General features: G+C 66.3%; 13 protein-coding genes. 2 read left to right on the forward strand and 11 right to left on the reverse strand.

Annotated features, from left to right (window positions below):
• Positions 1 to 3 precede the first annotated feature (3 nt).
• The 4 genes from TV39_RS16705 to TV39_RS16720 form a co-directional block, all read right to left on the reverse strand.
• The gene (locus tag TV39_RS16705) at positions 4 to 1,518 is read right to left on the reverse strand and encodes a rhamnulokinase (protein WP_043483644.1); all 1,515 of its coding nucleotides are present in this window, start codon (positions 1,516 to 1,518) and stop codon (positions 4 to 6) included.
• Positions 1,515 to 3,566, reverse strand: coding sequence for a bifunctional aldolase/short-chain dehydrogenase (locus TV39_RS16710; RefSeq protein ID WP_200891046.1), 2,052 nt, complete (start codon positions 3,564 to 3,566; stop codon positions 1,515 to 1,517). Before TV39_RS16710 ends, TV39_RS16705 begins: the two co-directional genes overlap by 4 nt.
• A 2-nt stretch (positions 3,567 to 3,568) precedes the next feature.
• Positions 3,569 to 4,735, reverse strand: coding sequence for an L-rhamnose isomerase (gene rhaI, locus TV39_RS16715; protein WP_043483648.1), 1,167 nt, complete (start codon positions 4,733 to 4,735; stop codon positions 3,569 to 3,571).
• A gap of 87 nt (positions 4,736 to 4,822) precedes the next feature.
• Positions 4,823 to 5,209, reverse strand: a complete 387-nt coding sequence (locus tag TV39_RS16720) for an L-rhamnose mutarotase (RefSeq protein ID WP_043483650.1) — start codon at positions 5,207 to 5,209, stop codon at positions 4,823 to 4,825.
• 225 nt (positions 5,210 to 5,434) lie between these two features.
• On the opposite strand from TV39_RS16720, the gene TV39_RS16725 reads away from it, so the two are divergent.
• Positions 5,435 to 6,508: a LacI family DNA-binding transcriptional regulator gene (locus TV39_RS16725; RefSeq protein ID WP_043483652.1), complete on the forward strand. Its 1,074-nt coding sequence runs from the start codon at positions 5,435 to 5,437 to the stop codon at positions 6,506 to 6,508.
• A gap of 4 nt (positions 6,509 to 6,512) precedes the next feature.
• Here TV39_RS16725 and TV39_RS16730 read toward each other — a convergent pair whose 3' ends face one another.
• From TV39_RS16730 to TV39_RS16755, 6 genes are all read right to left on the reverse strand, one after another.
• A complete protein-coding gene (locus TV39_RS16730; RefSeq protein WP_235347425.1) occupies positions 6,513 to 7,199 on the reverse strand; it encodes a DUF1961 family protein in 687 nt (228 codons plus the stop codon).
• Positions 7,200 to 7,913, reverse strand: a complete 714-nt coding sequence (locus TV39_RS16735) for a rhamnogalacturonan acetylesterase (RefSeq protein ID WP_043483655.1) — start codon at positions 7,911 to 7,913, stop codon at positions 7,200 to 7,202.
• 47 nt (positions 7,914 to 7,960) lie between these two features.
• Positions 7,961 to 8,833, reverse strand: a complete 873-nt coding sequence (locus TV39_RS16740; RefSeq protein WP_043483657.1) for a carbohydrate ABC transporter permease — start codon at positions 8,831 to 8,833, stop codon at positions 7,961 to 7,963.
• Complete coding sequence (locus tag TV39_RS16745) at positions 8,833 to 9,807, reverse strand: ABC transporter permease (protein WP_144406448.1); 975 nt, start codon at positions 9,805 to 9,807, stop codon at positions 8,833 to 8,835. The genes TV39_RS16740 and TV39_RS16745 overlap by 1 nt, the downstream gene beginning before the upstream one ends.
• Positions 9,804 to 11,333: an extracellular solute-binding protein gene (locus TV39_RS16750; protein ID WP_043483925.1), complete on the reverse strand. Its 1,530-nt coding sequence runs from the start codon at positions 11,331 to 11,333 to the stop codon at positions 9,804 to 9,806. Before TV39_RS16750 ends, TV39_RS16745 begins: the two co-directional genes overlap by 4 nt.
• A 218-nt stretch (positions 11,334 to 11,551) precedes the next feature.
• Positions 11,552 to 12,256 (reverse strand): YesL family protein, encoded by a 705-nt coding sequence (locus tag TV39_RS16755; protein WP_043483660.1) that lies wholly within the window; start codon positions 12,254 to 12,256, stop codon positions 11,552 to 11,554.
• Positions 12,257 to 12,565: 309 nt separating this feature from the next.
• Here TV39_RS16755 and TV39_RS16760 point away from each other — a divergent pair, with 309 nt between their 5' ends.
• Positions 12,566 to 14,677 carry a DUF6807 family protein gene (locus TV39_RS16760; protein ID WP_082049827.1) on the forward strand — a complete coding sequence of 704 codons (2,112 nt, stop codon included), beginning with the start codon at positions 12,566 to 12,568 and terminating at the stop codon, positions 14,675 to 14,677.
• Here the strand turns inward: TV39_RS16760 and TV39_RS16765 are convergent.
• On the reverse strand, positions 14,610 to 15,101 hold the full coding sequence (locus TV39_RS16765) for a hypothetical protein (protein ID WP_043483662.1): 492 nt from the start codon (positions 15,099 to 15,101) through the stop codon (positions 14,610 to 14,612). The two genes, TV39_RS16760 and TV39_RS16765, sit on opposite strands and share 68 nt — an antisense overlap.
• Between the last annotated feature and the right edge of the window lie 65 nt (positions 15,102 to 15,166).

The following is a 15,166-nucleotide window of genomic DNA, read 5'->3' on the forward strand; positions in this document are numbered from 1 at the left end:
CACTCAGACCAGCGCCGACTGGTAGCTTTCCAACGGCTGCGAGCCGCGCACCAGTGCCCTGAGTTCGCCGAGGCCTCCGGACACCGCGCCCGCCGCCCGGGCCTGGATCAGGACGTTGCCCAGGGCGGTTGCCTCGACGGGCCCGGCGATGACGCGTTTTCCGGTGGCGTCGGCGGTGAGCTGGCAGAGAAGCCGGTTTTGCGAGCCGCCGCCCACGATGTGCACCACATCGACGGGCACGTCCGCGAGGCGTTCGGCGTCGGCGATGGTCCGGGCATAGCCCGCGGCGAGGCTGTCCAGGATGCACCGGGTGATTGCCGCGGGGTTGTCGGTGAGGACGTCGCCGGTGTTGCGGACGGCGGCGCGGATACGTTCGGGCATGTTGTCGGGGGCGATGAAGTAAGGATCGTCGGCGTTGATCTGGGGTCCGCCAAACGGCAGCGCGGCGGCGGCTGCCAGCAGTTCGTCCAGCGCGGCCGTGTATCCCTGCTGTGCCCACGTCCGCTGGCATTCGCTGAGCAGCCAGAGGCCGCCGACGTTGCGGAGGTACCGGATGGTGCCGTCCACGCCGCGCTCGTTGGTGAAGTTCGCCTGCCGGCTCGCTTCGGTGAGCACCGGCTTCCGGAGTTCGACGCCCACCAGCGACCACGTCCCCGAGGAGATGTAGGCGAAGTTCTCCGCCCCGGCAACGCCGGTTGTCCCGGCGGGCACGGCGGCAACGGCGGAGGCGGTGTCGTGCGAACCGACGGCCACCACCTTCGTTGCCTGGTCCAGTCCGGTGCTGGCGGCCATACCGGGCAGCAGGGTGCCCACGGTTTCCCCCGGCTGGATCAGCGGCGGGAAGAGCTTTGCAGGCAGGTCCAAGGCAGCCAGGAATTCGGTGGCCCACTCCCCCGCTACCGCGTCGAACAGGCCGGTGGTGGAGGCGTTGGTGGCCTCGGTCCGGCGCTGGCCGGTGAGCAGGAACGCAATCAGGTCCGGGATGAGCAGGGCCTGCAGCCCGTCCAGGTTCCGCTCGCTGGCCAGCTGATAGATCGTGTTGAACTGCAGGAACTGCAGGCCGGTGGTGGCGTAGAGACGGGCCGGGTCCAGTTTGTCGTGGACCCGGGCAACGGCGATGCGGCTGCGGTCATCGCGGTAGCTGAAGGGCTGGGCAACGAGTTCACCGGCGGCGTTCACCAGGCCGTAATCCACCGCCCAGGTGTCGATCCCGATGCTGGTGATGGCCTCGCCCCGCTCGCCCGCAACGCGGGCCGCGGCAGCCAGGCCGGTGAGCACCTCGGCAAAAAGTGCGTGGAAATCCCAGCGCAGGCCGCCGTCGGACTCCACCACGCCGTTGGGGAAACGGTGGACCGTTTCCAGCGTCGCCTTGCCTTCAGAACCGGCACTGCGGTCTGCAATGCGCCCCAGGATGACCCGCCCGGAGGAGGCACCGATATCGACTGCGGCGAACACACTGCCGGCGAACACCGCCCCGGCAGGTGCCGGGACGGTTTTCGGAGTTGGCACGGCGCTCATCGCAGGAAGGCTGCGGCCACACCGGCGTCCACGGGGATGTGGAGGCCGGTGGTGTGGGACAGTTCGGCGCTGGTGAGTACGGCGGCGGCGTTGGCCACGTGCTCCGGCAGGACCTCGCGCTTGAGCAGGGTGCGCTGGGCGTAGTACTTGCCCAGTTCCTGCTCGTCCACGCCGTAGACGGCGGCGCGCTTGGCGCCCCAGCCGCCGGCGAAGATGCCGGACCCGCGGACCACACCGTCGGGGTTGATGCCGTTGACGCGGATGCCGTATTCGCCCAGTTCGGCTGCCAGGAGCCGGACCTGGTGGGCCTGGTCGGCCTTGGTGGCGGAGTACGCGATGTTGTTCGGGCCGGCGAACACGGAGTTCTTGGATGAGATGTAGATGATGTCCCCGCCCATGTCCTGGTCGATCATGACCTTCGCCGCGGCCTTGGCCACCAGGAAGGAGCCCTTGGCCATGACGTTGTGCTGCAGGTCCCAGTCCTTCTCGGTGGTTTCCAGCAGCGGCTTGGAGATGGAGAGCCCGGCGTTGTTGACCACCAGGTCCAGCCCGCCGAATGCCAGTACCGCTTCCTGGATGGCCGCGGCGATCTGAGCTTCGTCAGTGACGTCCGCCTGCACGCCGATGGCCACGTCCGCGCCGCCCAGTTCCGCGGCAACGGCCTGGGCGTTCGCCAGGTTCAGGTCCGCGATGACCACGCAGGCGCCTTCCGCGGCGAGGCGGGTGGCGATGGCCTTGCCAATGCCCGACGCTGCACCCGTCACCAGCGCGATGCGGGTGGCGTGCGACTTGGGCTGGGGCAGCCGGGCCAGCTTGGCTTCCTCCAAAGACCAGTATTCGATCCGGAACTTCTCGGATTCCTCGATCGGGGCGTAGGTGGAGATCGCCTCGGCGCCGCGCATCACGTTGATGGCGTTGAGGTAGAACTCACCGGCCACGCGTGCGGTCTGCTTGTTCGCCCCGAAGGAGAACATGCCCACGCCCGGCACCAGCACGATCGCCGGGTCCGCGCCGCGCAAGGCCGGACTCTCCTGAGAAGCGTGGCGCTCGTAGTAGGCCTGGTAGTCCTCGCGGTAGTCGGCGTGGAGTTCCTGCAGCCTGGCGATGGAGTCCTCGACGGACGCGTCCGCCGGCAGGTCCAGGATCAGCGGCTTGACCTTGGTGCGCAGGAAGTGGTCCGGGCAGGACGTGCCCAGCGCGCCGAGCCTCGGGTGCTCGGCCGCCGCCAGGAAGTCAAGCACGACGGCGTCATCACTGAAGTGCCCCAGCTGCGGTTTGTCCGTGGACGCCAGGCCACGGATCACCGGCGCCAGCGCGGCAGCCTTGGCGCGGCGCTCGGCTTCGGGAAGAGCGCCGTAGCCGGGCAGCTTGGGACCGAAGGGTTCCGGGCGGCCGTTTTCGGCGATGAACTTTTCAGCCTGGTCGATGATCCACAGCGAGTTGGCCTCTGCCTCTTCGCTGGTGGCGCCCCAGGCCGTGATGCCGTGGCCGCCCAGGATGGTGCCGACGGCCTGCGGGTTGTCGTCCTTGATCGCGGCGATGTCCAGGCCCAGCTGGAACCCGGGGCGGCGCCACGGAACCCACACCACCTTGTCACCGAAGATCTTGGTGGTCAGTGCCTCCCCGTCCACGGCCGTGGCAATCGCGATGCCGGAATCCGGGTGCAGGTGGTCCACGTGCGCGGCGTCCACGAGCCCGTGCATGGCGGTATCGATCGACGGTGCAGCGCCGCCCTTGCCGTGCAGGCAGTAATCAAATGCGGCCACCATTTCGTCTTCACGGTCCACCCCGGGGTAGACATTCTTCAGTGCGTTCAGCCGGTCCAGGCGGAGCACGGCAAGGTTTTCCTTCTTCAGCGTGCCAAGGTCCCCGCCGGAGCCCTTCACCCAGAGGAGCTGGACGTCATCGCCCGTGACCGGGTCCTTCTCCGTGCCCTTTGCCGAGGTGTTGCCGCCGGCGAAGTTGGTGTTCCGCTTGTCCGCACCCAGTCGGTTGGACCGGGCAATCAGTTCTTCAACAGTTTTGTTAACAGTGTTTTGCATATTCATGCCTAGGCGCCCCATCCGGCTTGCTGGCCGCCCACGCGGTCCTCGTTGATCTGTTTCTGGTAGCCGCTGGCTTTGAAGGCGGCCATCGGGTCCGCGGGCAGGCCGCGGGATTCACGCCATGCGGCCAGGGCCGGTCGGACGTCCGTGTAGAAGGCGTCGTTGAAAACGGCGTTGGCGGCCAGGACATCGCCGTTCCGCTGGGCCTCACCCAGGGCCGCGGTGTCCACCATGAGCGCACGCGCCGTCATTTCCTGGACGTTGAGCACTGAGCGGATCTGGCCGGGGATCTTCTCCTCCAGGTTGTGGCACTGGTCCAGCATGAGAGCCACGCCGGAATTCCTGCCGAAGCCGCCGCCGCGGATCACCTCATACATGATGCGGAACAACTGGAACGGATCCGCGGCACCGACGATCAGGTCGTCATCCGCGTAGAAGCGCGAGTTGAAGTCGAAGGAGCCCAGCTTGCCCAGGCGCAGCAGCTGCATCACGATGAATTCGATGTTGGTGCCCGGGGCGTGGTGGCCGGTGTCGAGGCAGACGAATGCCTTCTCCCCTAGCGCAAGGGTCTGGGCGTAGGAGGTACCCCAGTCCGGAACGTCCGTGTGGTAGAAAGCGGGCTCGAAGAACTTGTACTCGAGGACCAGCCGCTGGTCCTCTCCAAGGCCTGCGTAGATTTCCTGCAGGGACTCCGCCAGGCGGTCCTGCCGGCCGCGGATGTCGTCCTGGCCCGGGTAGTTGGTGCCGTCAGCCAGCCAGATCTTCAGGTCCCGGGAGCCGGTGGCGTGCATGATGTCGATGCATTCCAGGTGGTGGTCGATCGCCCTGCGGCGGACCGATTCGTTGGAGGACGTCAGGGAACCGAATTTGTACTCGTCGTCCTGGAAGGTGTTCGAGTTGATGGTGCCAAGGCCCACGCCCAGGCCCGCCGAGTACTCCCGCAGGGCGGCGTAGTCGTCCACTTTGTCCCACGGAATGTGCAGGGCAACGGTGGGTGCCAGGCCGGTGAGCTCGTGCACTTTCGCGGCGTCCGCCAGCTTCTCCTGCACCGTCCGCGGCGTGCCCGGCGTGCCGAACACCTTGAAACGGGTGCCCGAGTTGCCGTAGGCCCAGGAGGGTACTTCAATGGCAAGCTCCTCGAGCCTGCCCAGCGCCGTTGCTACGTCATTCATGTTGGTTCTTTCCGGTCTCTCGTAGTGCTTATGTCTGCTGTCCGCCGGCTCCCGCGTCGGCGGCATCTGTTCGGTGCGTCCCGCAAATCACTGATGTTCGTTGGCCAGCGATCGCGGCTCTGACGCTTCCTGGTCCGCGGCATTGGCCGTTGCCAGCTGGTCTTCCAGGTTGAAGATTTCCGCGAGCGCCACAAATCCTGTGTCTGGGGGCTGCTCGGTGTCCTCGAAGAGCGTTGCCATCTCCGCCTGCCAGCGGGCGTTGACTTTGGTGAGCGCCATCCGCGCCCTGACGGCGTCGAAGTCGTCGCATTCCACGTAGCCAACCAGCAGCCCGTCCGCATCCAGGAAGAGGGAGTAGTTGTGCCAGCCTGCATCCTTCAGCGCACGGAGCATCTCCGGCCAGACGGCGGCGTGCCGGCGCCTGTACTCATCGATCAGTCCGGGCTGGACTGAGGAGCGAAAACACACCCTCATCTACGACTCTCCTGAATTTCCGATTCTTTGAATCGTTTCATTGTTACGATTCAAAGTACTCTTGAAGTCGAGTAGGTGTCAAGCAATTGTCAGTGGATGGAAAGCCCTTTATCCGGCCATATGCCGTTTCGCTCGTCACGGAACGCGGCCGGGCAAGGACAATTGACCCGGGGGGGTGATCCAGCGGTTGCACACGCCGCCCCGCAAGAGAGAGCTTGGAGAAACATGTCACGGTCAGCCAGCATCAAGGATGTTGCCAACCATGCCCGCGTGGCGGTGGGAACGGTGTCCAATGTCCTGAACTACCCGGACAGGGTTTCCCAGCGGACCAAGGACCGTGTCCTGCAGGCCATCGACGAACTCGGCTTCGTCCGCAACGACGCCGCCCGGCAACTCCGGGCCGGACACAGCCGCACCATCGGCCTGATTGTGCTGGACGTGGGCAACCCCTTCTTCACCTCCGTGGTCCGCGCCGCCGAGGATGCCGCCGCCCTGCAGGGAAGTGCGGTGCTGCTCGGGGACAGCGGGCACGATGCGGGCCGCGAGTCGAACTATATCGACCTCTTCCAGGAGCAGCGGGTCCAGGGCCTGCTGATCTCGCCGGTAGGCGATGTCACCGAACGCCTCGACCAGCTGCGTGAGCGCGGCGTGCCCACCGTGCTCGTGGACAGGCTGGCTGACGAGGCGAAGTACAGCTCCGTGTCCGTAGACGACGACGCCGGCGGTTACCTCGCGGCGCGGCACCTGCTGGACACCGGCCGCCGTCGGCTGGCTTTCGTGGGAGGCCCGACGTCGATACGCCAGGTGGAGGACCGCCTCCAGGGGGCGCAACGCGCCGTCGCCGAGGTTCCGGACGCGTCACTGGAAATACTGGATTCGGCCGGGCAGACGGTCCTGGCCGGCCGGGGCGTGGGCGATCAGCTGGTCCGCCGCGCCGCCGGGGAACTTCCGGACGGGGTGTTTTGCGCCAACGACCTGCTGGCCCTCGGCGTGATGCAGTCCCTCACCATGCTGCACACCCTGCGGATTCCGGAGGACATCGCCCTGATCGGCTACGACGACATCGACTTTGCCGTGTCCGCCGTGGTGCCGCTGTCCTCCATCCGGCAGCCCACGGAAGCGCTGGGCCGGACGGCCATCGAGCTGCTGGCGGAGGAACTGGATTCGGACAAGCCCAGGCACCGGGCCGTGATTTTCACCCCGGAACTGGTGGTGCGCCAAAGCACCGCCGGCCCCGAGGGTTCTTCCGCGGAAACACGATCGGGCAGTTCCGAAGAAGCAGCCGCTACCGCGGGGTGAGGGGCTAGATCTTCTCGACCGTGAGGTTCCGGTAGGCGGCACGCAGCGGTGCCATCTGCCGGAAGCCGAGATAGCCTCCGCCCAGCACCTTGTCCGAGGTGTCCGTCCACTCGAAAAGGGGCAGCCCGTTGATGGAGAACGCCACGCGCGGGCCATCCTTCACGAGTTCCATGCGGTAGAAATCCCGGGCGTCCTCCGCGGGCGGCAGCGGGTCCGCGCCCTGGGCCACCAGTTCAAACCCGGCGCTCTTCCTGAGGTTGCAGGTCCGGAAGGCCCGTTCGGCGTCGTACTTGTGCCGGAAGTAGGAGACATGGAGGGCATCGATGTCCCCCGAGTGGTACTGCGGGTAGTAACCGGTGCGCGGTGCGAGGTCCGCCGAAAACAGGTCCCGGCCGGCGTGGCCGGTTGCCGCGAAGAACACCATGGCCAGGCCCGGTTCCGCGAGGGGCAGGAACTCCCAGCTGATCCGGATGCCGTCCGGGAACTCCACGGGGCACCAGAACGTCCAGTGCGCGTGGTCCCCGAACTCGTCATCATTCAGGGCCCCCGACAGCTCGAGCCCGCCGTCGCGGGCGCCCAGGCTCAGGGGTCCTTCCGCCACCCAGCCGGCCACGTCGGCCGGCCCGGCAAGCGGGTTGCCGTACAGCAGTTCCGTGCTGAACGTCTCTTGACTCAGCAGTGGCCCGCCCACCTAGCCCCTTCCCGCCGTCGAGAGCCCCGCCGTCGTGCCTTTCCGGGAGTCCGGCAGGGCATCCCCGCCGAAGCCAAGCAGCGCAAGCCGGCCGGCAACCTCCTCGGCGACCAACGACGCACCGCGACGGGAAAAGTGCGTATTGTCCGCCAGCCCGTCCGGCCAGTGGGCGTGCTCGCCGGGACCGAAATGGCAGAACAGCGATTCCGACTCCGCAACGCCCAGCTTCGTATACAGCGCGCGGGTCCAGGCGTTGAGGTCCACGACGGCGAGGTGCAGCTCGAGCGCGATCTCGCGGACCACTTCGGGATAGTCCTCCAGGCTTTCTTCCAAGCTGTCCTCGACGGTTCCGGGCAGGAAGTGCCGGCGCTCCACCGACGTGCAGAGCACCGGCACCGCACCGAGGGTCCGGACGTCCGCCACCATGCGGCGCAGGTTCGCGGCGTACCCGGTCCTGGCGGCAAGGTGAGGGCGTTTCTGGTCGTTGTGGCCGAACTGGATGAGCACCAGATCGCCCGGCCCGGCGGTTTCCAGGAGCTGCCCCCACAGCCCCTCCTCGCGGAAGGACTCCGTGCTGGCCCCGCCCTTGGCGAAGTTATGCACGGCAGCCCAGGTGTAAACGTGCGGGGGCAGCTGCGCGCCCCAGCCGCTCATGGGGTACTCGTGGGTGGGACAGTTGGCCACCGTGGAATCTCCGGCGAGCAGGATTTTCATGCTGTGCTTTCTGTTGGGACTTGCGGGAAACAGGGCGTTCCAGGCAGCTAGCCCTTCACCGACCCGATGAGCATGCCCTTGGCGAAGTGCTTCTGCAGGAACGGGTAGAAGATCAGGATGGGCAGCGTGGCCACCACGATCACGGCGAACTTGATGCCCTGTTCCGGCGGGATGTAGTTCGGGTCAACGTTGCCGGTGCCGAGGAGGTCGGACGAGGCAGTGACCTGGCGCAGGTACATCTGCAGGGTCCATTTGGAGTTGTCGCTCAGGTACAGCAGCGGCGACATGAAGTCGTTCCAGATGCCCACGGCGTAGAACAGCGCAAACGTGGCCAGCACCGGTTTGGAAAGCGGGAGCAGGATCCGCCACAGGATCCCGATTTCCGTGGCGCCGTCCATCTTGGCGGACTCTTCCAGCTCGGCGGGGAGCTCCTGGAAGAAGTTCTTGATGATGATCAGGCTAAACGGGTTGATCGCAGCCGGCAGGATCAGCGCCCAGTAGCTGTTGAGCAGGCCGAGGTCCTTGATCAGCAGGAACGTGGGGATCATGCCGCCGGAGAACACCATGGCGAAGACCACCAGGGACAGGATCAGCTGGCGGCCGCGGAGGTTCCGCTTGGCCAGCGGGTAGGCCATGGTGACGGTCAGGATCAGCTGCACCACCGTTCCCACTGCGGTGACCAGCACCGTGGTGACCAGCGCGCGGATGAAGGCCGCGGTGGAGAAGATGTACTCGTAGGAGCCCAGGCTGAACTGCTCCGGCCAGACGAAGAAGGCACGGCGGGTAATTTCCGCTTCGGTGGCGAAGGAGCCGGCGAACACGTAAATGAAGGGCAGCAGCGTCAGGACGCCGATCAGCACCAGGAAGACGTAGTTGGCGGCGTCAAAGATCCGGCCGCCGCGGGTGTTATGGATCTTCATTAGAACAGTCCGCTCTGGTTGAATCGCTTGGCCAGGGCGTTGGTGCCGAAGATCAGCACGATGCCCACCAGGGACTTGAACAGGCCTACGGCGGTTGAGTAGGAGTACGCGCCCTGGGTGATGCCCACGAAGTAGACGTAGGTGTCAAAGACGTCGGCCACGCTGCGGTTAAGGGCGTTGGTCATCAGGTAGATCTGTTCGAATCCGGTGTTCAGCATCTGCCCTATAGCCAGGATGAGCATCACGATGATGGTGGACCGGATGCCCGGAAGCGTAATGTGCCAGACCCGGCGGAACCTGCCGGCGCCGTCGATGATGGCGGCCTCGTACTGGTCCTGGTCCACGGTGGCCAGCGCGGCCAGGAAAATGATGGTTCCCCAGCCGGTGTTCTTCCAGATTTCCTGCAGCACAATGAGCGGCCGGAACCAGGCGGGGTCGGACAGGAAGTCGATGTTGGTGCCCAGCACGGAGTTGATGAACAGGAACAGCGGCCCGAAATCAAGGGCGAACAGCAGGAAGCTCAGCGACGCCACGATGGTCCAGGACAGGAAGTGCGGGATGTACACGAGCGTCTGGACCGTGCGCTTCAGGATGGACAGCCGGACCTCATTCAGCAGCAGCGCCATGACGATGGTCAGCGGGAAGGCGATCCCCAGGTTGAGGAACGCGAGGATCAGGGTATTGCCCAGCAGCCGGCCGAAATCCGGGTTGGAGAAGAAGTCCTCGAAGTGCTGGAAGCCCACCCACGGGCTGGCGTTGACGCCCAGGAACGGGACGTAATCCTTGAAGGCAATGCTGACGCCGTACATGGGGGCGTACCGGAACACCGCAAAGTAGATGACGCCCGGCAGCAGCAGGAGATAGAGCCACTTGTAGTGGGCGAAGTGGACGGCGAAGCGGCGTCGCCGCCCCGGGGCAGGCACTGGTGGCGGCGCCTGCTCCGGGGTTTTGACGTCAACGGTGGACGTTGTCACTTGCTGTCCTGCCACAGCTTATTGATCTCTTCCTGGACCTTGTCGCCGCCGCTGGTCTTCCACAGCTTGATGGCATCCTTCAGGCCCTGCTCATCGATCTGGCCGGCCAGGTACTTGATCCGGGCGTCGGCCACGATGTTGTCCAGCTGCGCGCCCTTGGCAACATAGGTGGGCGAAACGAAAGCCGCGGCCGGGTTGTAGACGGCGCTCTTCAGGTCCTGGGCCATGACCTCAACCCGCTTGTCGAAGACTTTCTGCTCATATTCCGAGGCCTGCTTGACGGGGTAGAAGTTGTTGCCGGTGACGTTGGTGCCAAGCTGCGCGTAGCTCTTGATGTCCGTGGACACGGCCTTGCCTTCAGGGGTTTCGGGCTTGATGGTGGCGGCCTTGCCGTCCTCCACGGTGAAGTTCACGCCCTCGATGCCGTTGTTCAGGAGTGTGGCCGCGTCCTTGCCGTTCATCGTGTTCAGGAATTCCAGGACGTTCTTCAGGCCAGCCTCGGTGCGGACGCTGGTCTTGGGGACGGCCAGGAACCCGGAATAGCCATCCGTCGGGTGGGCGTGCAGTTCGCCGTCCGGGCCCTTGAGGTTGCCCACGAAGCCCACTTTGTTCTGGAAGTCGTTCGGGTTGGCCTGCTTGAACAGGTTGATCAGCACGCTGACCCGGGAATCGACGTCCACAATGATGCCGCCCTTGCCGTTGAAGAACGGCTCGTTCCACTTGGTGCCGTCGAAAGTGGCGAAGTCCGGGTTGATGAGCTTCTCGTCCACCATCTTCTTGACGAAGCGGTTGGCTTCCAGGAACTCCTCGGTTTCGAAGCTCGGAACCAGCTTGCCGTCCTTTTCGGTCCAGCGGTTACCGGCGCCGTACCACTCCTCGATGATGTCGTAGGGGCTGCTGGAGCCCAGGGCGCCCCACTTGGGAATGGTGATGCCCCAGGTGTCGTTCTGGCCGTTGCCGTCCGGGTCCTGCTCGGTGAAGGCCTTGGCCACCTTGTACAGGTCCTCGGTGGTTTCCGGCGCCTTCAGTCCCAGCTTGTCCAGCCAGTCCTGGCGGAACATCACGGCCGCGCGCATCGGTCCGCGTGCACGGAAGACGCCGTAGACCTTGCCGTTGACGCTGGCGTTGTTCTGCACTTCCGGGAAGGTGGTTTTCAGGTTGGGGTACTGATCCAGCTTGTCGGTGAGGTCCCAGAAAGCGCCGGCCTCGGCGTTCTTGACGAAGCCGGGCGACTTGCCCTGCACCACCATGACCTGGGGGATCTCGGACGAGGCCAGCGTGATGTTCATCTTGTCTTCGTAGGAGGCGTTGGGCGCCCACGTGATGTTCACGTCCTTGCCGGTGAGCTCCTCGAGCTTCTTCTGCACGGCGCCGTCGGCGGACGGCGGCTGCGCCTCCAGGAACGGCGCCATGATGCTGATCTTCGAGGAATCCGCAGCCGGCGCTTCACCCCCGCTGCAAGCCGTGAGGGTCAGTGCGGCGGCGGTCACGACGGCGGCCGCCAGGCTGAGTTTTCTACGGATCATGGTGTTTTCCTTTTCCACTTCTTCGGGGTTTGGTTCCGGGGTTCGGGGTGAGTTGCAGGTCAGTTGGTGCAGGTCAGTTGGCGGGGAGGGCAGCGGCGCAATATTGATACGTTTCATTCATGGCCGCAGCCACGGCGCAGCCGGTAACGGCGGACCCTTCCGGCCGGTGTGCCGGCGGGCAGGGCCCTCCAGCCGGCACGTCGGGGGCGTCCGACGCCTCAGGCAACGGGGGCTCCAACGGTTACAGCCGGGGTTCCTAGCGTGGCGCCTGCCGCGTGGCCGACGGTGGCGGCCTCCGCGGCGGCCCCGGTAATGGACTCATCGTTCGCGGCGAAGAACCGGTCGCACAGCCAGCCGGTCACGTAGAGCCACGCTCCGACACTGAAGAACGGGATAAGCCCGGGCATTGCGCGGCTGGCGAAGAGCACGGCGGCGGTCACGAAGAGCAGGATTGCCGTGCCCGCGAGGTGCCGGAGGGCAAACCGCGAGGACATCAGGAGGTACTGCGAGAGGGGAAGGTCGTAGCGGGCAAACATCGGAAAGACGTGGCAGGCCACCGCCACCAGGAAGATCGCGGCCACAAACACGCCGGCAGCCATCAGCTGCGACAGGAGGTCGCCGGAGCGGGAGAAGTAGTTCCAGTTCAGGGCCAGGGCCGCGCCGGCCAGCAGGACCGGCAGCGCCAGGGCGTTGCCGCGGCCGAAGTTGCGGCCGTATTCCCTGGCGAACGAGCGGAGCAGCGGAGCGGCCTCGCCCCGAACCCGGCGGCGCACCAGGATCTGCGCCGCCGCCGTGGCGGGGCCCACTCCGAGGACGCCCAGTCCGGCAAGCGAGAACACCACCCACAGCAGGTTCAGGCATGCAATCCACAGCAGGGTGTCGAAGAATGAATATGCCTTGGCGCTAAAACTTCCAGCCAGCACAGCTAGCCCCCTTCGGATCTCCATCGTTGCAGAAACGGGGGCCATAGTGGTCCACGTCACGTTAGTAAGCGGTTTCTCGAAAATCTAGACGCTTTTGAAGCGGTGGTCAAGGCGAATTTTGAATCGTTACATAATGAACCGCCTCGGGTTAGACTGTTGGCGAAAGCAAGATGGAAAGCGCTTACCACAAGCTTCAGCGGGCCGCACCGGCCTACTCTGATAGCGGCGGACAGGGGTGTACCTGCCCCCGCGGTTTCCGCACCGACATCGTCGTCAGACACCCCGTCCCGGGGACAGAAGAGGAGAGCCATGGGCACCGTGTCCGCGCCCGTCCCGGAAGAACGCGAAATCCCCGCAGCGGAAGGCGGAATGATCTCCGCCGCGGCCAGGGTGGCCCTGGTGGGGGTCCACGGTTTCGGAACCCACCACCTCCGCAACCTGGAAAGGCTCCAGCAGGCCGGGGCCGTTACGCTCGTGGCTGTTGCCGACCCGAATCCGCCGGCGGACGGCGTCCTCCCTCCCGACACCGCAGTGTTCGGCACCCTCGACGACCTGCTGGCTGCAACGCCGGGGCTCGACGTCGTCATTGTGGCCACGCCCATCCAGACGCACGCACCCTTGGCACTCACAGCCCTCCCCCATGCCGACCTGTATCTGGAAAAGCCCCCGGTGGCTTCCCTGGCCGACTTCAACCGGCTGCAGGATGCCGCCGCGACGGCCGGGCGGAGTGTCCAGGTGGGCTTCCAGAGCCTCGGTTCGAATGCACTGCGGGCCATCGAGGACCTGCTCGCCGGCGGGGAAATCGGCACCCTCCTGGGCATCTCAGCCACCGGCCGCTGGGTACGGGACCGCGCGTACTACAAGCGGTCGCGCTGGGCCGGGAAGCGCAGCCTGGACGGCGTCGACGTTGTGGACGGCGTGGCCACGAACCCGCTGGCGCACGCCATCGCCACCGCCTTGAGGATCGCCGGCGCGCGGACCGTGGACGATCTCGCCTCCGTGGAAACGGACCTCTACCGCGCCAACGACATCGAATCGGACGACACCTCCGCCATCCGTGTCCGCACCGCCTCCGGCCTTCCCATCACCTGCGCGCTGACCCTCTGCGCCACCGAATCCGTGGAACCATATGTCACCCTGCAGGGCAGCGAAGGCACCGCGGTGTTCCACTACACCGAAGACCGCCTCAGCATCAGCACTGCCGCCGGCGAACGCCACGACGTGTTTGGCCGGGACGACCTCACCGAGAACCTTCTGGACCACTTGCGGCACCGCGGCCCGCAGGGTCAGCCTGGCCGCACGAAGCTGATCAGCTCCCTCGCGGACAGCGGCGCATTCATGCGCGTGCTTGAAGCCATCCGCACCGCCGAAGCCCCGGCCCTCATCGCCGGGCAACACCTGGAGTGGGTGGGCGACGGCGACTCAGCCCACGCCGTGATATTCGGCATCGAAGACGCCCTGGAACGCGCGACGGCGGCGCACGCCACCTTCAGCGAACTGGGCCTGCCCTGGGCCCGGCCCGCGGCCGGCGTGGCGGACGCCTTGTCACTTTCCGTGCAGGACGCCGGGCACGACGGCGACCCAGCAGCCGCCGCGCGCAGCAGCGCCCCCGCACTGGCCACCCTGCGGAACGGCTCCGGCATTGGGGCCCGGCTCTCGCCCCGCCCCTACCTGCATCCGGTGCGGTCGCTCGGCGGCGTCACGGTCACCGACCACTTTCCGGCGGACCACCCGTGGCACCTCGGCGCCGGCATCGGCCTGCAGGATGTGAACGGTACGAACTTCTGGGGCGGCAAGACCTACACCCGTGCCTCCGGACGATACGAGGAACGCCCGGACCACGGGCGGATCGAGCAGTTGTCCGCCCGAGCGGAACCCTGGTTGCCGGGCGGCGACTCCCTCCGCCAGGAACTCAGCTGGCAGGCGCCGGACGGTGGCGAGCTGCTCCGCGAGCGCCGCACCACCCGCGCCAGCCGGGTGGATGCCCGCACCTGGCGGCTGGACCTGGCAACGGAACTGACCGCGGTCGTCGACGCTTCGCTGGGCGGCCCCGGCTCCAACGGTGCCGCCGGAAGCGGCTACGGAGGGTTCTTCTGGCGGCTCCCCGCGTGTTCCGCGGCGGAAGTCTTCACGGCAGAGCGGCAGGGCGAGGCAGCCGTCCATGGCTCCGTCTCGCCCTGGCTGGCCTGGATGGGGACCTTCCCGCAGGGCACGGCCAGCCTGGTATTTGCCGCCCCCGTCGAGGCGCCGGACCCCTGGTTCGTCCGGCTGTCCGGCTACCCCGGCGTGGGCTCGGCCCTGGCCTGGGACCGGCCGGTGATCCTCGCCGCGGGACAATCCGTCCGGCGTTCCTTCACCGTGTGGATCGCCGACGGCACGCTGTCCGCGGCCGAAGCTGCGTCATTGGCCGATCACCGCTAACCCGCGTTGGCGAGGTGCACCGGCCGAGCGCGCTAGCCAGTGCGCTCTTGAGCTCCTCCATCGACTTCTTCGCGGCTTCCTCCGGGCTCACCCTGCCGAAGTGGACCTCGGTGGTGAATCGGGTCAGGATCTCCGGGGCCGGGCTGGACCCTGCCGGCGGCACAACGGGAGCGTCTCCCACCTCATCCGCAATGTCATTGATGAAGGCGGCCGTGGCGGCGTCGGCCGCGCTCAGCTTGGGCGTGATCGCATCACGCACCTCGGTATTGCCGGGGATGCCGCGGTCAGCCAGCGCAATCCCGCCGGCCTCGACGCTGTTCGCCAGGAAGAGCTTGGCCCAGTAGCCGGACCACTCACCGTATTCACCCTCGATCTTGATGTTCGGATTCTTGGCCTCGAACGCGTCAATGAGCTTCTGGGTCATCCTCTGCCGGACATCCGAGCCCGCCAGGTGAACCGCAGCGTCACCGGGCCACAGTCAAGGAGTGG

The sequence above is a fragment of the Arthrobacter sp. SPG23 genome (genome assembly GCF_000876655.1).
GTDB lineage: Bacteria > Actinomycetota > Actinomycetes > Actinomycetales > Micrococcaceae > Arthrobacter.